This window comes from Pantoea sp. B65, from assembly GCF_047308185.1.
Taxonomy (GTDB): Bacteria; Pseudomonadota; Gammaproteobacteria; order Enterobacterales; family Enterobacteriaceae; genus Erwinia.
The window spans coordinates 454,852-476,525 of record NZ_JAHXPU010000015.1 but is presented as its reverse complement, the minus strand read 5'-3'; the positions used below and the strand labels follow the sequence as shown (position 1 = coordinate 476,525).

Below are 21,674 nucleotides of genomic sequence, written 5' to 3'. Positions count from 1 at the left end.
TATGCCAACTATGGACGAATCATAAAAACAGGATGTTATTTATGAATAACCAGCAACAAGCGCAATCCCTGCGGCTTCCCACCCGTCTGTTTGCCACGCAAAAAAAGATGGATGACTATTATGCAGCCGATATGCGCTATGGCGATCTGTCGCAGCACTGTCTGCAACAGCACTTCGGATTAAGGGATATTTCGACCCGCATTAATCCTTTTACTTATAAAGATCGCGATCATAGTGCGCGCGTTCTATTTGAGGAATTTCGCCAGTTATCCGATACATTCTCTTTTATCGGTGAGTATCAACCGATTATCCGCAAAATGATTAATCATATGCAATTTTGTAATGGTGAAAAATTTACCGATTATTTATTGAACAAAGCGCTTGCCGAACACCTCTCAATAAACAACTCATTAAATAAAATCAGAGAAACTATCATTTCACATTCACATTGGGATAAAAAATATTATCCCCGAGACAATTTCAATCAATTCGGCGTAGCTATAAATGCATCATATTTACCAAAATTTAACCGCTGGATAGATAATATTAATGGGCTAACTATTAGTGTGCATGACACCTGGGCAACACACATCACTCTTGAGTCACTGGGAATTAATGGTGATCGCTACCATGCAAAATTGCAATACCGCATACAGGATCACTTCGGTCTTGATGACAGTGATATTATTCACCGATTATACCGTCAGTTCCGTATTTTCCGCATCTGGTTTGTTCTGCAACGCTGGGAGGGTTATGGCTTTCGCCCGTTTATCAGTGAGATGAATACAATAAAAACTATTGAGGGCAGCCGTTTTGACAAAATTTAAATGGCTGATTATGACAGTGAGTATCTCAACAGGTATGCTCACTTGGTGGCTGATACTACCGACTAAAATCATTGACGTACATTACAAAAGTGACATCAGGAGCTACTACATTATTGTTAAAAATCTTCCATTCACCGATCGAAGAAAAATTCAATGGTGGGAAAATAATAAGCCACATTTTAAACAGCTATTCCATATCCCTGTTGATGAAAATGGCTATGCCATAAACTTTTGGATTGGGAAGTATAGGTCTGATTCAGGGACAGCCCAGGATAGTGACTTGTTGTGTTTTGACGATATGCAAAGTAAGGACAACTGTATAGCTAAGGATAATCAACCAATGACCATTTGGTTTTCAAAATATACAGATGAAACTATTTATCTCCTGAATAACTGGGATAATAAATATATCAAAGACAATAAAAGTGGCGCTATCCGAAAGCTTCGCTAGCCTGCGGACAGCATCTGAACGCAACAGGACCTGAAGAAGGTCCTGTTCACTTCGCAGGGCCTGGAGAACAGCTTACAGCGCGATAACCTCGTAGCTGTGAGTAATCTCGACGCCTTTGCCCAGCATAATCGCCACCGAGCAGTACTTCTCCGCGGACAGATCAACGGCGCGCGCGACTGCTTTGTCGGATAATGCTTTCCCGCTGACCACAAAATGCAGGTTGATATGGGTAAAAATGCGCGGCGCCTCTTCACGACGGGCAGAAGTCAGTTTCACTTCGCAGTCCGTCACATCGTTACGCCCTTTCTGCAGAATGGAAACCACATCAATTGCGCTGCAGCCCCCCGCCGCCATCAATACCATTTCCATCGGACTTGGCGCTTTATCACCGGAATTGCCGTCCATCAGCACCTGGTGACCGGATGCGGATTCTCCTAAAAATGTTAGCCCTTCTACCCACTTAACTCGCGCCTGCATAACATTATCCCCTAATTCATTCAGTTAACTTCAGAGTACGCTGTAAGCGGAAAAACGGCAACGGCGAGCGATTCACATCATGCTGAAGCGAGACAACAGGAGACACTTGCTGCAAGCTGTGCTACAAACAAAGCTGTAATATTTTCGTCGGCATCGATAAGCACGACGGAAGCGGGACGACATTATGAGCTAAGCTCTGAACAGAAGCCCGGACAACTTTCCTGATGGGAAAACGCTTGAATATTTCAACGCCTGCAGGGAACGAATCCCCCTGTTTTTAGGGCACGATTACAACAGAGGATAAAAGCGAATGGTTCTCGGCAAACCGCAAACAGACCCTACTCTCGAATGGTTCCTGTCACATTGCCATATTCACAAATATCCATCCAAAAGTACGCTGATTCACCAAGGTGAAAAGGCTGAAACGCTCTACTACATCGTAAAAGGCGCTGTAGCTGTGCTGATCAAGGATGAAGAAGGCAAAGAGATGATCCTCTCCTATCTTAACCAGGGAGACTTCATCGGCGAACTTGGCCTGTTTGAAGAGGGTCAGGAACGTAGTGCCTGGGTGCGGGCAAAAACTGCCTGTGAAGTGGCTGAAATTTCTTATAAAAAATTCCGTCAGCTGATTCAGGTTAACCCGGATATTTTGATGCGTCTCTCCTCTCAGATGGCTCGCCGTCTGCAGGTAACCTCAGAGAAAGTCGGCAATTTAGCTTTCCTTGATGTCACTGGCCGCATCGCACAAACCCTGCTTAATCTGGCGAAACAGCCGGATGCGATGACTCACCCGGATGGGATGCAGATTAAAATCACCCGTCAGGAAATCGGCCAGATCGTTGGCTGTTCACGTGAAACCGTCGGTCGTATTCTGAAAATGCTGGAAGATCAGAACCTGATTTCCGCACACGGCAAAACTATTGTCGTGTATGGCACTCGTTAAGCCAGCCTGAAACCACGGCGTGATGCAGTCGCGATCGCGCCGTTTTTTTATGTTGTGATCATCTGATGTGGCGGAGAATTATCTATCACCCGGAAGTAAACTACGCGCTGCGGCAAACGCTGGTGCTGTGCTTACCTGTGGCGGTTGGTCTGCTGCTTGGCGGTTTACAACAGGGTTTACTGTTTTCGTTAGTGCCTGCCTGCTGCAATATTGCTGGTCTTGATACCCCCCATAAACGCTTTTTCAAGCGTCTGATTATCGGTGGCAGCCTGTTTGCCCTCAGCAGCTTTCTGATTCAATGGATGTCGCAACACAGCATCCCGTTGCCGGCGATCCTGTTTGCTATGGCGATGCTGCTTGGCGTCACCGGTGAAATTAGCCCGCTACATGCCCGCCTGCTGCCAGCCTCACTGATTGCCGGGATTTTTACCCTGAGCCTTGCCGGTCATATGCCGATGTGGCAGCCGCCATTACTCTATGTGCTGGGCACCATCTGGTATGGGGTATTTAACTGGTTCTGGTTCTGGCTGTGGAAAGAGCAGCCGCTGCGCGAGTCACTGAGTTTGCTGTATCGCGAGCTGGCAGACTACTGCGATGCCAAGTATAGCCTGCTGACCAAACTGACCGACCCGGAAAAAGCGCTGCCACCGTTGCTGGCGCGTCAGCAGAAAGCTGTCGACCTGATCACTACCTGCTATCAGCAGATGCATATGCTGGCGGCCAACCGTGATAACCACCATAAACGCCTGACGCGCGCCTTTCAGGTGGCGCTGGATCTGCAGGAACATATCTCGGTCAGTCTGCATCAACCCGAAGAGGTGCAGAAACTGGTGGAGCAGAGTCATGCCGAAGCCGTCATCCGCTGGAATGCGCAGGTGATCGCCGCACGCTTGCGCCAGCTGGCCGATGACATCCTTTACCATAAACTGCCCGACCGCTTCAGTATGGAGAAGCAATTGCAGGCGCTGGAGAAAATCGCGCGCCAGCACAGCGATAACCCGGTAGGTAACTTTTGCTATTACCATTTCAGCCGTATTGCACGGGTGCTGCGTACTCAGCGCCCACTCTATCAACGCGACCTGATGGCCGATCGACAACGCCGCCTGCCGCTGATCCCGGCGCTGAAAAGCTATCTGTCATTCAAATCATCGGCGCTGCGCACTGCCGGACGCTTCGCGGTCATGCTGATGTTTGGCAGCTCGATGGCGCTATTTTTTAATATTCCTAAACCGTACTGGATCCTGATGACAATTATGTTTGTCAGCCAGAATGGCTACAGTGCAACGCGCGTGCGTATTCAACACCGTGCCTTAGGCACGCTGGCGGGACTGGTCATCGCCGCGGCAACCTTGCGTTTCAGCGTGGCGGAAGGTTGGGTGTTACTGGCGATGCTGGTGATTACCCTAGTGAGCTATCTGTTTATCCGCAAATTTTACGGCTGGGCCACCGTCGGTTTTACCGTGACTGCCGTCTATTCATTACAGCTGCTGACGCTGAATGGCTCGCAGTTCCTGCTACCACGCTTAATGGATACGGTGATGGGTTGCCTGATCGCCTTTGGCGGTATGGTCTGGCTGTGGCCGCAGTGGCAGAGCGGCTTAATGCGGCGCAACGCCCACGACGCGCTGGGCGCCTATCAGGATGCATTACAAATGCTGCTTGGCAGTCAACACAGCGCGGATAAACTGGCTTATCAGCGTATCCGGGTAAATCAGGCCCATAATGCGCTGTTTAACTCGCTCAATCAGGCAATGCAGGAACCCGGGTTTAATGACCGTTACCTGGCGGATATGAAGCTGTGGGTAACGCACAGTCAGTTTATCGTCGAGCATATTAACGCCATGACTATTCTGGCGCGTGAACATACCATGCTGACGCCAACGCTGGCTGAACGCTGGCTGCAATCCTGCGAGATTGCACTGCAACGCTGTCAGCAGCGACTGGAGTATGACGGTCCGGGGTCGGATAGCAATATTCTGGAAGAGCAGGAGGGACTGCAGCAGGGGCCGGAGACCATTATGGAGCGCCACGTAAAGCGCATTCTCGGCCATCTGAGCGTAATGCATACCATCTCATCGCTGGCGTGGAGCCAGCGACCACAGCACGGACAGTGGCTGGTGAGGAAATTGCGCAAACCGTCATAATATCAGGGTGACAGTTATGCCACCCGGTTAATGCCGCTGGGAAGTTATTTACCCAGCACCTTTTCAACTGCCAGGGCAAAACGCGCCATACCTTCAGTGATATCGGTCGGTTCGATAACCAGTGACGGCGCCAGACGAATCACGTTAGTCCCGGCATTCAGGATCATCACCCCTTCGGCCGCCGCCGCATTCAGGATATCGCGAGCCTTCCCGGCGTGCTGCGGTTTCAGCTCAGCACCAATCAGCAAACCTTTACCACGGATATCGCTGAATACATCCAGCTTCGCATCAATTGCTTTCAGTGCGGCAACAAACTGCTGACGACGGCTTTCGACGCCAGTCAGTACTTCCTCGGTATTGATAATATCCAGTGCGGTTTCGGCAATCGCACAGGCTAACGGGTTGCCGCCATAGGTGGTGCCATGAACGCCAGGCGCCATGGTTGAAGCAATCTCGTCGGTAGTCAGCATGGCGCTGATCGGGAAGCCGCCACCCAGCGCTTTCGCGGTAGTGAGAATATCCGGCGCCACCCCGTAGTGCTCATAAGCGAACAGCTTGCCGCTGCGTCCCATACCGCTCTGCACTTCATCAAATACCAGCAGCGCTTTATACTCATCACAGAGTGCGCGCAGCCCCTGAATAAATTCAGCGGTAGCCGGCATCACGCCGCCTTCCCCCTGAATCGGCTCCACCACAATGGCGCAGGTATGATCGTCGATCACCGCTTTTACCGCCGCCAGATCGTTAAAAGGCACATGCACGATATCAGCCGGTTTCGGGCCAAATCCGTCGGAATATTTTGGCTGACCACCGACAGAAACGGTGAACAGCGTACGGCCATGGAAAGCATTATGGAAAGCGATAATCTTGCTTTTGTACGGGCTGTGACGGGAGGAAGCATAATAACGCGCCAGTTTAAATGCGGCTTCGTTAGCTTCCGCACCAGAGTTAGCGAAGAATACACGCTCAGCAAAAGTAGCGGCAATCAGCTTGCTGGCAAGGCGCAGTGCCGGCTCGTTAGTAAAGACGTTACTGGTGTGCCACAGGGTTTCGCCCTGGGTTTTCAGCGTTTCAACCAGCGCCGGATGGCAGTGACCCAAAGCGGTTACCGCGATCCCACCGGAAAAGTCGATATACTCTTTACCCTGCTGATCCCACACGCGGCTGCCTTTACCTTTCACCGGCACAAACTGCGCTGGTGCATAAATAGGCAAAATAACCTTATCAAATGTTGCGCGTGTTACCGCCATTTTTTCCGCTGACATTCACTACCTCGTCTGATTCTACGTTATGGATACGTGAAATAATAATCACAAAATATGCATAAAAAATCACGCAAAGGCAAATATAAACTTACTGTTTAAGGAAATTAGCCAGTAGCTGATGCCCTTGCTCACTGAGAATACTTTCCGGGTGAAACTGCACCCCTTCCAGCGGCAACGTCTTATGACGAAACCCCATAATCTCGTCCGGCTGCTGGTCACGCAGGCTCCAGGCAGTAATGTCAAAACAGTCCGGCAGCGAGTGCCGCTCGACAATCAGCGAGTGGTAGCGGGTCACCGTCAGCGGATGATTTAAACCAGCAAAAACACCAGCGTCATTATGTTCGATGGCCGAGGTTTTACCGTGCATCACCTGCCGTGCACGTACCACCCGGGCGCCAAATGCCTGGGCGATGGCCTGATGTCCGAGACAGACACCGAGAATCGGCAGTCGTCCGGCAAAATGGCTGATAGCCGCCAACGAGATACCCGACTCATCCGGAGTACAGGGACCGGGCGAGATCACCAGATAGTCCGGCTGCAGTGCGGTAATTTCGCTCAGGGTAATCTCGTTATTGCGGCGGACACAGACCTCACTGCCCAGTTCACAGAAATATTGGTAGAGATTCCAGGTAAAGGAATCGTAGTTATCGATAAGCAGCAGCATTCTGGTTCCGGGCCGGATGGCGAAATTGCGACGCCGCCATTCTAGCATCTTACGCCGGGGTGCTTACCACCCTGCCGAAGATATCGATTAATCCGCGCAGATCGCCACTCACCCCATCACGGTTAGCCTTTAGCCAGCTCTCACGATCCACCGGTTGCCAGTTAATCAGATAGCCCGCATGCAGCGCCAGTTGTTCAAAGAACAGTCGCTGCGCACGCCCGTTACCGTGGCGAAATGGGTGCAACATATTGATCTCACAATAGTAGTGCGCCAGGCGGGCCACAAATTGATCCGCGGGTAAGCCGGCAAGGCCATTTTCCGCTTCCAGTGCCGCCATCAGGGCATTGCCCTCTTTTTCGATATACTCAAAATGGCAGAATGGCGTATCGTCCAGCCAGATATCAATACGGCGTAACTCACCGGCCCAGTCATAGAGGTCCTGAAATAGCGTATGGTGCAGCGCGCGCAGATGCGGAAAACCCGGGTTGGGCACGCCAGGGCCAATGGTCGCCGCACGCAGCGCGGTAAACTCCAGCTCAGCCTGATGCAGACGATGGGCTTCGCGGATCTGCAAACGGTTCTTCAGTACCTTAATATCCTGCCAGAAATAGGGGTCGTGTTCGGACATGGCATTAGCGCTCATAATGCCTCCTCAGCGCCCTGAGGCGTTCCGCCACCTCTTGTGGGGCGAGATTGACCTGCTCTATTTCATCGCCTTCAAGACGGCTGCTGGCCTGAAAATTGGCATTGTGATACTGCGACCACAGCGCCGCTTTCTGTTTGTCGGTCAGTTTCTGCTTCATAGCGCCTCCGTCGTCCGTCGCCGCACGCTTCTTCCCTTAGTATATGCAAAATAATTCAGGTTGCAGGGAGACGGCAGGCAAACCGCCGCCGGGCGGCGGCGGCAGAGGCATTAAGGCAGAATTTTAGCGGAAAGGATCACCACCGGTTTACTTGGCACATTTTGATAAGGGCCAACGTTATCGGTTTTAACCTGGGAAATCTTATCGGCAACATCCATGCCTTTAATCACTTTACCGAATACCGCATAACCGAAATCACGCTGACCATGATCGAGGAAGGCATTATCCGCGACATTAATAAAAAACTGACTGGTCGCGCTATCTTTCTCGGCGGTGCGCGCCATGGCAATTGAGCCACGTACGTTACGTAAACCGTTATCGGCTTCGTTTTTAATCGGGGCATTCACGGGTTTCTGCTGTAAATCAGCCGTAAAGCCGCCCCCCTGCACCATAAAGCCAGGGATCACACGGTGGAACGTGGTGTTGTTATAGAAACCATTATTGACGTAATCAACAAAGTTCTTCACCGACACCGGGGCTTTTTGGTTATCAAGTTCGAGTTCAATATTGCCAGCCGACGTGGTTAACAGCACGTGTGTATCGCCTTTAGCGGCAAACGCCGAGGCCGAAATAGTGGACAGCGCGAAAACGGTCGCAACCGCTGTCAGAGTACGTTTCAACATGAAAGATTCCTTACTGGGGGCCACAAGCTTAAAAATCGAGATTGATTGTAAAGAGGCTGTTATGTAAGAGCCAGCGTTTTACCTATATTTACTTAGCCCACAGAGTCAATCAGACGCGTTGTAACAGCAATGAATAGTGATATTAATCACATTTCAACTGCAATAGATTTCATATATTTCAATATATGTTTAAACCGGTCACATATAACTTTACAATTCAGCCGTCTCCCTGGGCTAACGGGCTACAGGATCCATTGACTCACAGGTTTCCAAAATGACAAATCGCAATCGAATCGTGCTTACCTGGATCAGCTTTTTCTCCTATGCACTAACCGGTGCACTGGTGATTGTCACCGGGATGGTGATGGGCAATATCGCAGAGTATTTTCAAATGCCGGTATCGCAAATGAGCAATACCTTTACTTTTCTCAATGCCGGTATTCTGGTCGCTATCTTCCTGAACGCCTGGCTGATGGAAATTATTCCGCTTAAACGTCAGCTGATTTTTGGTTTTGTGCTGATGATCCTCGCGGTTGCCGGCCTGATGACCAGCCACAGCCTGAGCATCTTCTCGCTCTGTATGTTTGTGCTGGGCGTGGTCAGCGGTATCACGATGTCGATCGGCACCTTCCTGATCACCCATCTGTATGAAGGGCGTCAGCGTGGCTCGCGCCTGCTGTTTACCGACTCCTTCTTCAGCATGGCGGGGACGATCTTCCCGATTATTGCCGGGGTGCTGTTGGCTCGTCATCTGCCATGGTACTGGGTATACGCCTGTATTGGTCTGATTTATGTAGCGATTTTCCTGCTGACGCTGAACACTGAGTTCCCGGCGCTGGGCAAACAGGCGCAGATCAATAAGCCAGTGGCGAAAGAGAAATGGGGTGTTGGCGTGCTGTTCCTGTCAATTGCCGCCCTCTGCTACATTCTCGGTCAGCTGGGCTTTATCTCCTGGGTACCGGAATACGCCACCAAAACGATGGGTATGGATATCGTCAGTGCTGGTCAGCTGGTAGGCAACTTCTGGACCGCCTATATGGTAGGCATGTGGGTATTTAGCGTGGTGCTACGTTTCTTTGATCTGCAACGTATTCTGATGGTGCTGGCTGGCCTGGCCACGCTGCTGATGTACTGGTTTGTCAGCAGTAACGATGCCTCAATGCTGAAGTGGATCATTATGATTCTGGGCTTTAGCTCCAGCGCGATTTACACCACCATCATCACTCTTGGCTCCCTGCAGACCCGGGTTTCCTCACCGAAACTGGTCAACTTTATCCTCACCTGCGGTACCGTCGGCACCATGCTGACCTTTGTGGTCACCGGTCCGATTGTCGCCCAGGGCGGCGCCCATGCCGCGCTGGCCACCGCAAATGGTCTGTATGCGGTGGTGTTTGTCATGTGTCTGCTGCTGGGCTTTGTGACTAAGCACCGCAGCCATGGACATGTCACGCATTAAGCGGTAATAAGCGGGCGGCATTCAGGGACCTTTATGCCGCCCCGCTGAGATTCAGCGCCTGAAATTTACCGCTTCCGGCTCATGCAGAAAGATCTCACTCTGCGCGGGTTTGGTGGCGGCGATCACCCGCCCGTGACGTACCGAATAGCGCGTGGCAACCTGCCGCCGCACCGCATCGAAGCCGCTGTCCGCAGCCAGAATCACCAGACTGGCGCTGTTGCCGATCTGAATACCGTAATCGTCCAGCTGCAGGGTTTTTGCACTGTGATGGGTGATCAGGTTAATACCGGCATCAATCTGGCCGTATCCCATTAGCTGACAAACATGCAACCCCATATGCAGCACCTGCAACATATTGGCCGTGCCGAGAGGGTACCAGGGATCAAAGACATCATCATGGCCGAAACAGACATTAATATCCGCCTCCAGCATCTCTTTCACCCGCGTAATGCCGCGGCGCTTCGGATAGCTGTCAAAGCGTCCCTGCAGGTGGATATTGACCAGCGGATTGGCAACAAAATTGATGCCGGAAAGTTTTAGCAGGCGAAATAAGCGCGAAGTATAGGCGCCATTATAGGAGTGCATGGCGGTGGTATGACTGGCGGTCACCCGCGCGCCCATCTGATCACGCAGCGCCAGCGCGGCGACGGTTTCAACAAAGCGCGACTGCTCATCGTCGATCTCATCGCAATGCACATCCACCAGCCGCTGGTACTTATTTGCCAGCGCAAAGGTTTTATGCAGCGACTCAACGCCATATTCGCGGGTAAATTCAAAGTGCGGGATCGCGCCAACCACATCAGCGCCCAGGCGCAAAGCCTCTTCCAGCAGCGCTTCGCCATTCGGGTAAGAGAGAATACCCTCCTGGGGAAACGCCACAATCTGCAGCTCGACCCACGGCGCCATTTCGGCTTTCACCTCCAGCATCGCTTTCAGCGCGGTCAGCGTCGGATCGGAAACATCAACATGGGTACGCACATACTGAATACCATTGGCGATCTGCCATTTAAGGGTCTGCTTCGCCCGCTGTTTAACGTCTTCATGGCTCAGCGTAGCCTTGCGCTCGGCCCAGCGCTCAATACCTTCAAATAACGTGCCGGACAGGTTCCATGCCGGTTCACCCGCGGTCTGGGTGGTATCCAGATGAATATGCGGTTCGACAAACGGCGGATACGCCAGCCCGCCTGCCGCATCCAGCACATCGGCGCCTGCATCAGTGTTATGCGGCTGCGGCGTAATATGCGTGATTTTGCCGTCGTTGATGGCAATGTGCCACAGGCCGTCATGCCCCGGCAAACGCAGATTATTAATCCCTTTCAGCTGACCAGAGCGCATGTAAAATCTCCTGAGGAAATAGAAATAAGCGGACAGATTTTTATCCTGGCATAAATTGCCGCAGACCGTCGCAGAAATAATAAAGCCCGGTATTCACCGGGCTTTATTTTGCTATCCGTGGAGCTTACGGCTGGGCGACAAAACCTACCGCTTCATACACTCTCTTCAGCGTTGGCTGCGCCAGCGCACGGGCTTTGCTTGCGCCCTCACGCATCACCTGCTCAAGGAAGGCTTCATCGTTACGGAACTTATAGAAACGATCCTGTAACTCAGTCAGCATGCCGGAAACAGCATCCGCTACCGCGCCTTTCAGATGACCATACATTTTGCCTGCAAACTCCTGCTCCAGTTCAGCAATAGTTTGGCCGGTCACACCCGAGAGAATATCCAGCAGGTTGGAAACCCCCGCCTTCTGTTTAATGTCATAACGCACCACTGGCGGCTCTTCCGAGTCGGTTACCGCACGCTTAATCTTTTTCACCACCGCTTTCGGATCTTCCAGCAGGCCGATCACGTTATTACGGTTATCGTCGGATTTGGACATCTTTTTGGTGGGTTCCAGCAGCGACATTACGCGCGCACCAGATTTGGGAATAAATGGCTCAGGCACCTGAAAGATATCGCCGTACAGGGCGTTAAAACGGCTGGCAATATCGCGGCTCAGTTCTAAATGTTGCTTCTGATCTTCGCCCACCGGCACCTGGTTGGTCTGATACAGCAGGATATCTGCCGCCATCAGTACCGGGTAATCAAACAGACCGGCATTGATGTTCTCTTCATAGCGCGCGGATTTATCCTTAAATTGCGTCATGCGGCTTAACTCACCGAAATAGGCGTAACAGTTCAGGATCCAGCTCAGCTGCGTGTGCTCCGGCACATGGGACTGAACAAAAATGGTGCTTTTCTTCGGATCGATACCGCAAGCCAGATACAGCGCCAGCGTATCCAGCGTGGCTTTACGCAGGGCTTGCGGATCCTGACGAACGGTAATGGCGTGCAGGTCAACGATACAGTAGATGCAGTGGAAATCATCCTGCAGCTGTACCCACTGACGTAGCGCACCCATGTAGTTACCAATGGTCAGTTCACCTGAAGGCTGTGCGCCGCTAAATACGATGGGTTTGCTCATGCTTTGCTATCCTGATATTTACAGCCCTAATGCGGGCAGAAGATCGTTAAAATCGTCCAGAGCGAGCCCCGGATTGCTGGTGGTGATCGACTCACCATAGTTATAACCGAAGGTCATGCCAACGCAGGGGCAGCCCGCCGCCTGCGCCGCCAGAATATCATTGCGCGAGTCGCCGACAAACAGCAACTGCTGCGGCAGTAGACCAAAGTGGCCCAGCACTAAAAATAGCGGCGCCGGGTGCGGTTTTTTCGCGACCACATCATCACCGCCGATAATCAGCGAGAAATGTTGGGCAATGCCCAGAGAACGCAGTAATGGGGCAATAAAAGGCGTCGGTTTATTGGTCACCACCGCCAGCGGAATATTGCGCGCCGCCAGTGCCGCCAGTACCGTGGCGACATGGGGAAATAGCGTACTGCCGCTTTCCACCGTGTCTGCGTAATATTTATCAAACAGGGCGCGCGCATCACGGATCTGATCCGCTTCCGGCTGACGGTTTAACGCCCAGCTCAGCGCACGTTCGACCATAATATCCGCGCCATTGCCGATCCAGGTGCAGACTCGTCCGACGCCCGGCGCCGGCAGCTGCATCGCCTGCAAAGCCTGATCGAGCGCGCTTGCCAGACCCGGCGCACTGTCTACCAGCGTGCCGTCGAGATCGAACGCCAGCGCGCGAATATCAGTGAAATGAGCCATGGTGCGATTTCTCCAGTTCGTTGCGCATATCATCGATCACTTTTTTGTAATCAGGATGACCGAAAATGGCCGAACCGGCGACAAACATATCCGCGCCCGCGGCAGCGATTTCGGCGATATTATCGATTTTCACGCCGCCATCCACTTCCAGACGAATATCGTAACCACTGTTATCGATCAGCTTGCGCGCCTGGCGCAGTTTATCCAGCGTCGCCGGAATAAACGACTGACCGCCAAAGCCCGGATTTACCGACATCAGCAGAATGATATCCACCTTATCCATCACGTAATCAAGGTAGCTCAGTGGCGTGGCGGGATTGAACACCAGCCCGGCTTTACAGCCATGCTCTTTGATCAACTGCAGTGAGCGGTCGACATGTTCCGAGGCTTCAGGATGGAAAGTGATGTAACTGGCGCCGGCTTTGGCAAATTCCGGGATCAGGCTGTCCACCGGTTTCACCATCAGATGCACATCGATTGGCGCAGTAATGCCGTAATCGCGCAGTGCTTTCAGCACCATGGGTCCCATCGTCAGATTGGGTACGTAGTGATTATCCATCACGTCGAAATGCACTACATCACCACCCGCAGCCAATGCTTTCGCGGTATCTTCCCCCAGACGGGCAAAGTCCGCGGCCAGAATTGATGGGGCCAGCAAAAATCGTTTCATCCGTTTCTCCCAATTTGTGCGCCTGTGGCAGGCACAGACAGACAGACAGCGTTAATTCCCAGGTCGCGGACGAAATAACCTAACTGTATAGCGCCAGTATTTCGTCCACTTTACTGCGACCACTAATACTGCGACTGATTGACCGCCGCGCTTTTACGACATGCAGTTCGGCATCCTGATACCAGAGACGCGTCAGCGCCGTATCATGATTCGAGATAAGCACCGGGATACCATTTTCCTGCGACAACTTTGACGCCAGCTCTGCCAGATGCTGCTGCTCACGCAAACTGAAGCTGTTGGTATGGTACGCGGTGAAATTCGCGGTGGCCGACAGCGGCGCGTACGGCGGGTCACAATACACCACCGAACCCGCCCCTGCGTTATTCAGGGTAACATCGTAAGATTCACAGACAAAGGTGGCTTTTTGCGCACGCTCGGCAAACCAGTACAACTCATCTTCCGGGAAGTAAGGTTTGCGATAGCGACCAAAAGGCACATTGAATTCGCCACTGAGGTTATAGCGGCACAAGCCGTTGTAACAATGGCGGTTCAGATAGGTAAACAGCAGCGCGCGGCGATAGGGATCCTGGCTGAGATTAAACTCGCTGCGCCGGGCATAGAAAAACTCCGCGTCATTAGCTTCCGCAGTAAACAGCTGGCGCGCGTCATTGATAAACTCAACCGTGCGGGTTTTAACAATATTATACAGATTAATCAGGTCACTGTTGATATCCGCCAGGATATAGCGCTCATAATCGGTATTCAGAAACACCGAACCAGCGCCAACAAATGGCTCAACTAAACACTCTCCCTGCGGAAGATGGCGTCGAATATCGTCCAGCAGCGGGTACTTCCCCCCCGCCCATTTCAAAAAAGCGCGATTTTTTTTCATGCCGTCGTTATTTTTGTACTCTTCTGGCTGTGGATTGATAGCCGTTATACTTCAGGTTGCATCTGTCCTGGCTGCCGGGCGGCATGAATGCCGCCCCTACGTTGCGATATCTGCAACACCGTAGGGGGAGCCCCGCTCAGCAGAATTGCGTTCTGCCACCTTGCTACAACCCGAATTATTCAGGATTTACCGACAGCATATCTGCGCTTGAATTTGATCCAGGGGCCATGTCATCACGGCCCCAACAGATTAATTAACGGATTCTTTTTTCACCTGACTGACTGGTTTCACCCATGGACTTTGGGCGCGAACCTCAGCGGGTAGCGAAGCGACAGCACGTTTAGCATCCGCCGGCGTGGCGTACGAGCCACTCACCAGCACATACCACGGCTGACCGTTGCGCGTGGTTTTATACACGTGATAGCCCGTCAGACTCTGTTTTTTCGCCCAGGCATTCAAGGTATCAGAACGTGAAGCGCTGCTTAGCTGCAGCGTATAATTGCCACCAGGGGTGGCAGCGCTGGCGCTGCTGGCAGCAGACGCTGCCGGAGCTGACGGCGCGTGACTGGCAGTGGCGGCTGGTTTGCTGCTTTGGATTACCGCAGGTTTGGTCACTACCGGTTTATGGATGGTCGGTTTATGCGACGGCGCGCTGTTAGTGGCCTGATGCTGAGCAGATTTGCCGGCGGCCGGCGTATTCAGCTGACCGCTGACCGTTGCCGGTGCGGTTGGCAATGAACTGCTGCTTCCTGCTGCGCCCTGGGCTGCGGCATTCACCTGATCCTGCTGTGACGACAGGGCATTATTCAGATCACCCGGCAGCTCCACACGCTGTTGGCCTGGTGGTGTTGGCACCGGCTCGGCTTGCGTTGGCGTTGGGGAAATTGGCGGTACGCTAACCTGCCGATCGCTGCCCGCAGGCTGCGGGGCAGATGAACTCGCTGCCGCATCCGGCGCAGACTGCGTCTGATCCGGCTGACCGCTGATTGATGAAGATGCGGAAAGGTCGATACTCTTTTCGCCGCTGCTGGCAGTATTGCCGCTGACCGACTGCGGGGCTTTCTGCTCATCGCCCGGGCCTTTCAGTGCCGAACCGATGCCAATGACTAACAGCAACAGAACCAGAATACCAATACCCATCATCATATGCTGACGGGAAACCGCAACCTTCGGCGCCGAAGACGCCTTGCGTGACCGCACAGGACGGCGGTCACTGGTGTCAGGTTTTAACTCGTCTTCCGGTTTAAACTCGTCCATTACAACCTCCTCCCGTTTAACGGCATACGCCGCCCACATCCGGGGGTGGCGTTTACAACTCATTCAGTTCGGCAACGCCGACTTCAGCTTAAAATTTCTGGCAATCTTCAATTGCTGCCAGCACGATATCATGTGCGACACCACCACGCACTTCGGCTTTGCCAATTGCGCACGGTAATACCAGCCGTAACTCGCCGGCTAACACCTTTTTATCACGCAGCATATGCGGTAAATAGTCATGCGCACGCATGCTTTCCGGACCATTAACCGGCAATCCGGCGCGCTGCAGCAGCGCAATAATGCGATCGGTATCCGCCGCACTGAACTGTCCGAGACGTTCTGCAGTACGTGCGGCCATCACCATTCCGGCCGCTACCGCTTCACCATGCAGCCAGTTGCCATAGCCCATATGCGCTTCAATGGCATGGCCATACGTATGACCAAGGTTAAGTAAGGCACGCAGACCGGTTTCACGTTCGTCGGCCGCCACCACTTCCGCTTTCAGCTCGCAACAGCGACGAATGCAATACGCCAGCGCATTGCCATCCAGCGCCAGCAGGGCATCGAGATGTTGTTCCAGCCAGTCAAAGAAGTCAGCATCGAGAATAATGCCGTATTTGATCACTTCCGCCATACCTGACGCCAGTTCGCGCGGCGGTAAACTCTTCAGACAGTCGAGATCGATCACCACCGATGCAGGCTGGTAAAAAGCACCGATCATATTTTTGCCAAGGGGATGGTTGACGGCAGTTTTGCCTCCCACCGAGGAGTCGACCTGTGAGAGTAGCGTGGTCGGCACCTGAATAAAGCGCACGCCGCGTTGGTAGCTGGCGGCGGCGAAACCGGTCAGGTCGCCAATCACCCCGCCACCGAGGGCGATTAAGGTGGTATCACGACCGTGCGGTTTTTCCAGTAACGCGGTAAACACCTGGTCCATTACGGACAGGGTTTTATACTGCTCGCCATCAGGCAAAATAACCTGATCGACCTTGATACCCGCGCTTTCCAGCAGGTTACGCAGCGAGTCCAGATAGAGAGGGGCCAACGTCTGGTTAGTCACCAGCATAGTCTGATCGCCCGCTTTCAGCGGCCAAAAAGAAGCCGGATCGTTAAACAGTCCGGCAGCGATGGTGATGGGGTAACTTCTCTCCCCCAGTGTGACGGTGATCCTCTCCATGACGCTGTATAACCCTATATGCGTTGCCCATAACATGGGCAGGTTTTTACAACTGAGTTGAAATCGGCCGCGCGTATCAATCCGGCAGCAAACCAGCGTCAAATGCGCACCCAGCGGGATAAACCGCGCACTATTGCTGGCTCTGACCGTCTCTGACGCTGCACGTCACCCTTTCAACGCGTTTTCACTAATCAGTTCTTTTCCAACATATTAATGATCTGATTAGCCACTACTTTGGCGCTCTGATCGTCGGTGCGAATGGTAACATCCGCAATCTCTTCATACAGAGGATTGCGTTCGTTCGCTAAAGCTTCCAGCACTTCACGCGGTGGCGAGTCAACCTGCAGCAGCGGACGTTTTTTATCACGTTGCGTACGTGCCAGTTGTTTCTCAATAGTGGTTTCCAAATACACCACTACGCCACGGGCGGACAGACGATTACGGGTTTCACGTGATTTTACAGAGCCGCCGCCAGTAGCCAGCACAATGCCCTGTTTTTCGGTGAGTTCATTGATGATTTTTTCTTCGCGATCACGAAAGCCTTCTTCGCCTTCAACGTCGAACACCCAGCCCACATCCGCTCCGGTACGTCGCTCAATTTCTTGATCAGAGTCGAAAAACTCCATATTGAGTTGCTGAGCTAACTGACGACCAATAGTGCTTTTGCCGGCACCCATAGGCCCAACCAGAAAGATATTGCGTTTCTCTGCCATTTTTTCGGTATTACTAAGACAATTCGTTGATGATACCCCGCGTTCAACGATGCTGCCGCTGGCGGGACATGAACTGAAACCTCATGAGCGATAGTTCGAGAGTCAGACTGAAAATTATCTCAACACTCAAGGTAGTTTGGCAACCGAATAAATTGCCTGCTCACTGCGCGCTTACATCGGCGCGTTTCAGTCCGCTTTATTTATCTGACCGATTTCACATGCATCGGAACGCTACTTCAGCGCGATATAAAACGGTTAATACCCTTCCTGCTTCAAATTTGCTTCTTTGTTGGCTCCCTTTGCTTAGCCCGACACATTGTTATCTATGCTCGCGCGGATTCGCTCAGTTGCCACCCCGATGCCACTCGAAGTATTTTGGGTATATTGCATTCTCTGCAACAGGCGCGATGGCCTAATATTCAAAATCGCTAAACCTTGTAAGCTAAATCCGCCCTTGCGTCAAACGCATATGTTAGCAATCAACGAAAAAACGTCCAGGTTGCATGCTTTCCTGGCAAAAAAGCATCATTCGTCACGGATTAGTCGTGGCGTGATAAAAATCACCAGCTCACGCCGCTTCTGCTGACGCACATCATGGCGAAACAGCGTCCCCAACCACGGAATATCGCCCAGTAATGGCACCTTATCGCGTCCCGTTGAGTTCTGTTGCTGAAAAATACCGCCCAGCGCCAGCGTTTGACCATTCTTTAAGCTTACCTGCGTTTCGATTTCCTGCTTATCTATCGTCAGCACCTCAATGTCGCCGCTGTGCAGATTACGCCCCGGCACATTCTGGCTGATACGCAATTTCAGCATAATCCGTCCATTGCCCTGCACCGCCGGCGTCACCTCCATCCCCAGAACCGCCTCTTTAAATTCAATGGTGGTGGCGCCACTGCTACCGCTGGCGACTTCATACGGAATTTCGGTGCCCTGTTTGATGCTGGCAGGCTGCTGGTGCGCGGTGAACAGACGCGGGCTGGCGATAATCTCAATCTGGTTCTCACGCTCCAGCGCACTCAGTTCCAGATCCAGCAGACGCCCGTCAAGGCGTGCAAGATGAAACCCGGCGGTGAATGTCGGTTTCGTCACGCCAAGGTCGATACCCAGTTGGCTGGTACGCAGCGCGCGGTTGATCTGCTGCTCACTGCTCATTCCCCAACTGACACCCAGCTCGCGCAGATTCTCTTCACTGATGGTAACAATATGCGCCGCCAGTTCGATCTGATCCAGTGGTACATCCAGCGCCCGTAGCCACTGTTCCGTTTGTTGCAACGCGGCAGGAATATCGCGCAGCAGTAAGGCATTGGTGCGGGTATCCACCGCCACGCTGCCGCGTGGTGTCATTAATTTTGCCTGCTGCGCCAGCAGGTTTTGATGGACTATCGTCGCATCGGCATGCAGCAGGGTCAGGGTACGCGTCTCCAGCGATAATTGTTGTTGCCGCTGTTCGCTGAGCACCGCTTCACGCTGCTGCCGCTCTTGTTGCCAGCTTTCCGGCCACACCAGCATCACATTGCCCTCGGTTTCAATGGTCAGCCCGGTCATACGGGTGATTAGGCGCAACGCCTGCTGCCAGGGCACCTGCTGTAACCGCAGCGATAGCGTCCCCCCGACGCCGGGCGCTACCATTAAATTCAGTTGCTGATAATCCGCCAGCGCCTGCAACACCCGCCCGACCGGCGCATCATCAAAAGCCAGCGAGATCGGCGCGTTACTGGCGCGCGCGGTTGGGCTGAGCAGCAGTAGCGCGATGAGCATCCATTTCATATAACCGTCCTGTTAGCTGCAGACTGAATTGCCGGGGTTGGCAGCTTTGCGCGGCCTGTAACTGGATACTCAGCCTTTGAATATCCCCGATTTGCCACGGATAAAGCGGAAACTGCCCGCGGTTCGCCACCACCAGCGTCTCGCCTTGCGGTGACAGCAGCCAGCCGTGGTAGTCGGCTTCCCGGCCAATAATGCCTTGCAGACGCCACTGGCTGGGCGCTGGCACCTCGCGCAGACAGCTGGCGGATACCGCCGGAACAAAGGGGTCACGCGCATCGACAGCGCCGCACAACAGACCGAGTAGCCATCCTGCCGGGTTACTCTTCATCAGCATCTCCCAGGCTAAGCGTCATCCGCAGACCTTCCCCGTTGCGCTGCAGTAGTAATCCGTTAATCATTACCGGTGGCTGCCGTGACGCCAGATACGCCAGCAGGCGTTGAAACTGCGTCCAGCTGACCAGCAACGTCAGTTCGCCGCCCTGCGTCGCAGGCTGCCATTTTTCCAGCGCCGCACCATATTGCATCAGTGTTGTCAGGGAAAAAGCTGTGCCGTCAACGGGTTGCAGTGACGCCAGCAGTTGCTGATTTTGCTGCTGCTGCGTTAACAGCGACGGCTGACGCAGCAGCTGCGTCATACGCGCCTGATACTGCTGCTGCAATTGCTGATATTGCTGCGCCAATGCCTGGCGGCTGCTGCGCAGTGGCTGCAGCCCGCACCATGCAATTAACCACAGCAACAGCAGCGTTGCGCCCGCCAGCGTTAACCACTGCCGGTATCGCGGGCCATATTGCCAGCGTAGTAACCACTCACTCATCGCTCAGATCCTCCCGCAGGCTGGCCAGTAAACTGAATCCCATCATGCCGCCCGCCTGACGCTCAATACTGCCGTGACTCACCTGCTGAAACAGCGGCTGACGGCTTAACTGCTGACGAAACTGCGTCACGTCGGCCACCTCAAGGCTGAAGCCGCTAATATGGAAACCCGATATCGCCTGCTGCAGGCTGGTCAGCCACAAAGTCGGCGGCATCAGTTGCGGCAATACCTGTGCAAACTGCTGCCACTGCTGGTTACGGCGCTGTTGTCGTTGCTGCTGCTGCTGCCGTGCCAGTAGCGAGTGGCGCTGCTGCTGTACCTGCGCCAGTGCCTGCGCCAGCCCGTCGATCTGCAATATTGCCGCCTGACGCTGATCAACCCGCAGCTGGCCGCGCAGGTTATCCGCGGCCAGCTGCTGATAAAGCGCGGTCAGTACGCCTGCTGCCGGCAACCATATTGCCAGCAGAGCCAGCAGCCAGCCGCGTTGTCGTGCGGCCAGCTGCCGTTCACGCCATGGCAACAGGTTGACCCACACCATTAGTGATCCTCCGGACGCAGCGCCAGCCCGGCCGCCAGCGCAAAACAGCCGCTACAGCGCGGGAGTGGCGCCTGCATTAGCTGCAGGGCGTCCAGCGGCAGCAGATCACGCGCGTTCTCCGGCAATAAATCGGCATCCACGGCGCTGTAATAGATCACCGAACTGGCGGGAAGATAGCGCATACGTAGGGTGGGGTAATCTGCGGCTTCGGCGTAGCTACACCAGCCGCAAGGCTGCCGGGTATTCTGCGGCGCGAACCACAGCCAGTGGTCGGCAAGACGATGAACCAGCGTGGCGGTAGGTTCCAGCGCCAGCGCCAGTGACAATGAGCGCAGCGCAGTGGCCGTCAGTTCAAAAATCTGTGGCAGTAACCCGGCGCGGCTAAAACATGCCAGCCACTGCTCAAGCATTTCTCGCCGGGCGGCGGTAATGCAGATCTGGCCGGGTGAGTCTGATAACTCGCGGTAATCCAGCGTCAGGGCATCCGGCTCCAGCGGGAAAAACTGTCGCGCCGCCGCCCGCACATAGCTGCTGCGCTCCGGCTCGGATAGCCGCTGGCGCGGAAGATCGAGATGATGCTGTAGCGCCAGCTGGGGAGGAAACCCCACCCGCAGCGAGACCTGACGTGGAAGATGTTTACGCCAGCAGCGCAGTACTGCCGTCAGTTCGGCGGGACGTTGCAGAACGCCATTTCTTAACGTATCTTGCGGCAGCGCATGTTGCCACCAGTGGCGCAGTTGCCAGCCGTTACGACGGCGCTGGATGCCAAGAGCGCAGAGTTGTCCGTTCTGGATATCCAGTCCAATTTGCCATGTCTGAAAAGCCATTTTCGCGCGATCTCCATATCGTTATGAAAAAAATTCGCCGGGGCGATATTTATGCTATCCGTCAGTGCGAAGGAGGTATCAAAGCTACTGGCTTGCCTTTATACTACCGCGCGATTGTTTATAAACTGCCCAAACGACATTA

At 53.5% G+C, this 21,674-nt stretch carries 24 protein-coding genes; 5 read left to right on the top strand and 19 right to left on the bottom strand.

Going from position 1 to position 21,674, the window contains the following annotated elements; translation table 11 throughout:
• The first annotated feature begins 41 nt into the window (after positions 1–41).
• Entirely contained in the window at positions 42–827 is a 786-nt protein-coding gene (locus tag JWF83_RS05005) for a DUF3289 family protein (RefSeq protein WP_413649102.1), read from the top strand.
• Complete coding sequence (locus tag JWF83_RS05000; protein WP_413649101.1) at positions 814–1,278, top strand: DUF943 family protein; 465 nt, start codon at positions 814–816, stop codon at positions 1,276–1,278. Before JWF83_RS05005 ends, JWF83_RS05000 begins: the two co-directional genes overlap by 14 nt.
• A 72-nt stretch (positions 1,279–1,350) precedes the next feature.
• On the opposite strand, the gene JWF83_RS04995 is transcribed toward JWF83_RS05000, so the two are convergent.
• The gene (locus tag JWF83_RS04995) at positions 1,351–1,755 is read right to left on the bottom strand and encodes an OsmC family protein (protein ID WP_413649100.1); all 405 of its coding nucleotides are present in this window, start codon (positions 1,753–1,755) and stop codon (positions 1,351–1,353) included.
• A 310-nt stretch (positions 1,756–2,065) separates the two neighbouring features.
• Between JWF83_RS04995 and crp the strand changes: the two genes are divergently transcribed.
• Both crp and JWF83_RS04985 read left to right on the top strand, forming a co-directional pair.
• Positions 2,066–2,698: a cAMP-activated global transcriptional regulator CRP gene (gene crp / locus JWF83_RS04990; protein WP_017803012.1), complete on the top strand. Its 633-nt coding sequence runs from the start codon at positions 2,066–2,068 to the stop codon at positions 2,696–2,698.
• Between the two features lie 65 nt (positions 2,699–2,763).
• Entirely contained in the window at positions 2,764–4,842 is a 2,079-nt protein-coding gene (locus JWF83_RS04985) for a YccS/YhfK family putative transporter (protein WP_413649099.1), read from the top strand.
• Between the two features lie 44 nt (positions 4,843–4,886).
• Here the strand turns inward: JWF83_RS04985 and argD are convergent, their stop codons facing one another.
• The 5 genes from argD to ppiA all read right to left on the bottom strand — a co-directional run bounded on the left by argD (position 4,887) and on the right by ppiA (position 8,257).
• Positions 4,887–6,107, bottom strand: a complete 1,221-nt coding sequence (gene argD, locus JWF83_RS04980; protein WP_413649098.1) for a bifunctional acetylornithine/succinyldiaminopimelate transaminase — start codon at positions 6,105–6,107, stop codon at positions 4,887–4,889.
• A gap of 88 nt (positions 6,108–6,195) precedes the next feature.
• Positions 6,196–6,771 carry an aminodeoxychorismate synthase component II gene (locus JWF83_RS04975; RefSeq protein ID WP_413649097.1) on the bottom strand — a complete coding sequence of 192 codons (576 nt, stop codon included), beginning with the start codon at positions 6,769–6,771 and terminating at the stop codon, positions 6,196–6,198.
• Positions 6,772–6,820: 49 nt separating this feature from the next.
• A complete protein-coding gene (locus JWF83_RS04970) occupies positions 6,821–7,414 on the bottom strand; it encodes a putative adenosine monophosphate-protein transferase Fic (protein ID WP_413649096.1) in 594 nt (197 codons plus the stop codon).
• Positions 7,404–7,574 carry a YhfG family protein gene (locus tag JWF83_RS04965; RefSeq protein WP_413649095.1) on the bottom strand — a complete coding sequence of 57 codons (171 nt, stop codon included), beginning with the start codon at positions 7,572–7,574 and terminating at the stop codon, positions 7,404–7,406. Before JWF83_RS04965 ends, JWF83_RS04970 begins: the two co-directional genes overlap by 11 nt.
• Positions 7,575–7,684: 110 nt before the next feature.
• On the bottom strand, positions 7,685–8,257 hold the full coding sequence (gene ppiA / locus JWF83_RS04960) for a peptidylprolyl isomerase A (protein WP_413649094.1): 573 nt from the start codon (positions 8,255–8,257) through the stop codon (positions 7,685–7,687).
• A gap of 274 nt (positions 8,258–8,531) precedes the next feature.
• On the opposite strand from ppiA, the gene tsgA reads away from it, so the two are divergent.
• Complete coding sequence (gene tsgA / locus JWF83_RS04955) at positions 8,532–9,713, top strand: MFS transporter TsgA (protein WP_413649093.1); 1,182 nt, start codon at positions 8,532–8,534, stop codon at positions 9,711–9,713.
• A gap of 51 nt (positions 9,714–9,764) precedes the next feature.
• Here the strand turns inward: tsgA and JWF83_RS04950 are convergent, their stop codons facing one another.
• The 13 genes from JWF83_RS04950 to pilM all read right to left on the bottom strand — a co-directional run bounded on the left by JWF83_RS04950 (position 9,765) and on the right by pilM (position 21,532).
• Complete coding sequence (locus JWF83_RS04950; RefSeq protein WP_413649092.1) at positions 9,765–11,048, bottom strand: cytosine deaminase; 1,284 nt, start codon at positions 11,046–11,048, stop codon at positions 9,765–9,767.
• A 124-nt stretch (positions 11,049–11,172) separates the two neighbouring features.
• Positions 11,173–12,177: a tryptophan--tRNA ligase gene (gene trpS, locus JWF83_RS04945; RefSeq protein ID WP_413649091.1), complete on the bottom strand. Its 1,005-nt coding sequence runs from the start codon at positions 12,175–12,177 to the stop codon at positions 11,173–11,175.
• Positions 12,178–12,195: 18 nt separating this feature from the next.
• Positions 12,196–12,873 (bottom strand): phosphoglycolate phosphatase, encoded by a 678-nt coding sequence (locus JWF83_RS04940; RefSeq protein ID WP_413649090.1) that lies wholly within the window; start codon positions 12,871–12,873, stop codon positions 12,196–12,198.
• Entirely contained in the window at positions 12,857–13,543 is a 687-nt protein-coding gene (rpe, locus tag JWF83_RS04935) for a ribulose-phosphate 3-epimerase (RefSeq protein WP_413649089.1), read from the bottom strand. The genes JWF83_RS04940 and rpe overlap by 17 nt, the downstream gene beginning before the upstream one ends.
• A 79-nt stretch (positions 13,544–13,622) precedes the next feature.
• Positions 13,623–14,435, bottom strand: coding sequence for an adenine-specific DNA-methyltransferase (gene dam / locus JWF83_RS04930; protein WP_413649088.1), 813 nt, complete (start codon positions 14,433–14,435; stop codon positions 13,623–13,625).
• A gap of 249 nt (positions 14,436–14,684) precedes the next feature.
• The gene (locus JWF83_RS04925) at positions 14,685–15,692 is read right to left on the bottom strand and encodes an SPOR domain-containing protein (protein WP_413649087.1); all 1,008 of its coding nucleotides are present in this window, start codon (positions 15,690–15,692) and stop codon (positions 14,685–14,687) included.
• Between the two features lie 88 nt (positions 15,693–15,780).
• The gene (gene aroB, locus JWF83_RS04920) at positions 15,781–16,869 is read right to left on the bottom strand and encodes a 3-dehydroquinate synthase (protein WP_413649086.1); all 1,089 of its coding nucleotides are present in this window, start codon (positions 16,867–16,869) and stop codon (positions 15,781–15,783) included.
• A 191-nt stretch (positions 16,870–17,060) separates the two neighbouring features.
• Complete coding sequence (gene aroK, locus JWF83_RS04915; RefSeq protein WP_017802997.1) at positions 17,061–17,582, bottom strand: shikimate kinase AroK; 522 nt, start codon at positions 17,580–17,582, stop codon at positions 17,061–17,063.
• Positions 17,583–18,107: 525 nt separating this feature from the next.
• Positions 18,108–19,352, bottom strand: coding sequence for a DNA uptake porin HofQ (gene hofQ, locus JWF83_RS04910; protein WP_413649085.1), 1,245 nt, complete (start codon positions 19,350–19,352; stop codon positions 18,108–18,110).
• Positions 19,297–19,680: a HofP DNA utilization family protein gene (locus JWF83_RS04905; protein ID WP_413649084.1), complete on the bottom strand. Its 384-nt coding sequence runs from the start codon at positions 19,678–19,680 to the stop codon at positions 19,297–19,299. The genes hofQ and JWF83_RS04905 overlap by 56 nt, the downstream gene beginning before the upstream one ends.
• Positions 19,670–20,167 (bottom strand): hypothetical protein, encoded by a 498-nt coding sequence (locus JWF83_RS04900; protein ID WP_413649083.1) that lies wholly within the window; start codon positions 20,165–20,167, stop codon positions 19,670–19,672. Before JWF83_RS04900 ends, JWF83_RS04905 begins: the two co-directional genes overlap by 11 nt.
• The gene (locus JWF83_RS04895; RefSeq protein ID WP_413649082.1) at positions 20,160–20,705 is read right to left on the bottom strand and encodes a PilN domain-containing protein; all 546 of its coding nucleotides are present in this window, start codon (positions 20,703–20,705) and stop codon (positions 20,160–20,162) included. Before JWF83_RS04895 ends, JWF83_RS04900 begins: the two co-directional genes overlap by 8 nt.
• On the bottom strand, positions 20,705–21,532 hold the full coding sequence (pilM, locus tag JWF83_RS04890; protein WP_413649081.1) for a pilus assembly protein PilM: 828 nt from the start codon (positions 21,530–21,532) through the stop codon (positions 20,705–20,707). Before pilM ends, JWF83_RS04895 begins: the two co-directional genes overlap by 1 nt.
• Between the last annotated feature and the right edge of the window lie 142 nt (positions 21,533–21,674).

Excerpts from the sequence above, each read along its gene's own strand:
- JWF83_RS05005 (WP_413649102.1), top strand. The coding sequence starts at position 42 with ATGAATAACCAGCAACAAGCGCAATCCCTGCGGCTTCCCACCCGTCTG.
- JWF83_RS04995 (WP_413649100.1), bottom strand. The coding sequence starts at position 1,755 with ATGCAGGCGCGAGTTAAGTGGGTAGAAGGGCTAACATTTTTAGGAGAA.
- crp (WP_017803012.1), top strand. The coding sequence starts at position 2,066 with ATGGTTCTCGGCAAACCGCAAACAGACCCTACTCTCGAATGGTTCCTG.
- JWF83_RS04985 (WP_413649099.1), top strand. The coding sequence starts at position 2,764 with ATGTGGCGGAGAATTATCTATCACCCGGAAGTAAACTACGCGCTGCGG.
- argD (WP_413649098.1), bottom strand. The coding sequence starts at position 6,107 with ATGTCAGCGGAAAAAATGGCGGTAACACGCGCAACATTTGATAAGGTT.
- JWF83_RS04975 (WP_413649097.1), bottom strand. The coding sequence starts at position 6,771 with ATGCTGCTGCTTATCGATAACTACGATTCCTTTACCTGGAATCTCTAC.
- JWF83_RS04970 (WP_413649096.1), bottom strand. The coding sequence starts at position 7,414 with ATGAGCGCTAATGCCATGTCCGAACACGACCCCTATTTCTGGCAGGAT.
- JWF83_RS04965 (WP_413649095.1), bottom strand. The coding sequence starts at position 7,574 with ATGAAGCAGAAACTGACCGACAAACAGAAAGCGGCGCTGTGGTCGCAG.
- ppiA (WP_413649094.1), bottom strand. The coding sequence starts at position 8,257 with ATGTTGAAACGTACTCTGACAGCGGTTGCGACCGTTTTCGCGCTGTCC.
- tsgA (WP_413649093.1), top strand. The coding sequence starts at position 8,532 with ATGACAAATCGCAATCGAATCGTGCTTACCTGGATCAGCTTTTTCTCC.
- JWF83_RS04950 (WP_413649092.1), bottom strand. The coding sequence starts at position 11,048 with ATGCGCTCTGGTCAGCTGAAAGGGATTAATAATCTGCGTTTGCCGGGG.
- trpS (WP_413649091.1), bottom strand. The coding sequence starts at position 12,177 with ATGAGCAAACCCATCGTATTTAGCGGCGCACAGCCTTCAGGTGAACTG.
- JWF83_RS04940 (WP_413649090.1), bottom strand. The coding sequence starts at position 12,873 with ATGGCTCATTTCACTGATATTCGCGCGCTGGCGTTCGATCTCGACGGC.
- rpe (WP_413649089.1), bottom strand. The coding sequence starts at position 13,543 with ATGAAACGATTTTTGCTGGCCCCATCAATTCTGGCCGCGGACTTTGCC.
- dam (WP_413649088.1), bottom strand. The coding sequence starts at position 14,435 with ATGAAAAAAAATCGCGCTTTTTTGAAATGGGCGGGGGGGAAGTACCCG.
- JWF83_RS04925 (WP_413649087.1), bottom strand. The coding sequence starts at position 15,692 with ATGGACGAGTTTAAACCGGAAGACGAGTTAAAACCTGACACCAGTGAC.
- aroB (WP_413649086.1), bottom strand. The coding sequence starts at position 16,869 with ATGGAGAGGATCACCGTCACACTGGGGGAGAGAAGTTACCCCATCACC.
- aroK (WP_017802997.1), bottom strand. The coding sequence starts at position 17,582 with ATGGCAGAGAAACGCAATATCTTTCTGGTTGGGCCTATGGGTGCCGGC.
- hofQ (WP_413649085.1), bottom strand. The coding sequence starts at position 19,352 with ATGAAATGGATGCTCATCGCGCTACTGCTGCTCAGCCCAACCGCGCGC.
- JWF83_RS04905 (WP_413649084.1), bottom strand. The coding sequence starts at position 19,680 with ATGAAGAGTAACCCGGCAGGATGGCTACTCGGTCTGTTGTGCGGCGCT.
- JWF83_RS04900 (WP_413649083.1), bottom strand. The coding sequence starts at position 20,167 with ATGAGTGAGTGGTTACTACGCTGGCAATATGGCCCGCGATACCGGCAG.
- JWF83_RS04895 (WP_413649082.1), bottom strand. The coding sequence starts at position 20,705 with ATGGTGTGGGTCAACCTGTTGCCATGGCGTGAACGGCAGCTGGCCGCA.
- pilM (WP_413649081.1), bottom strand. The coding sequence starts at position 21,532 with ATGGCTTTTCAGACATGGCAAATTGGACTGGATATCCAGAACGGACAA.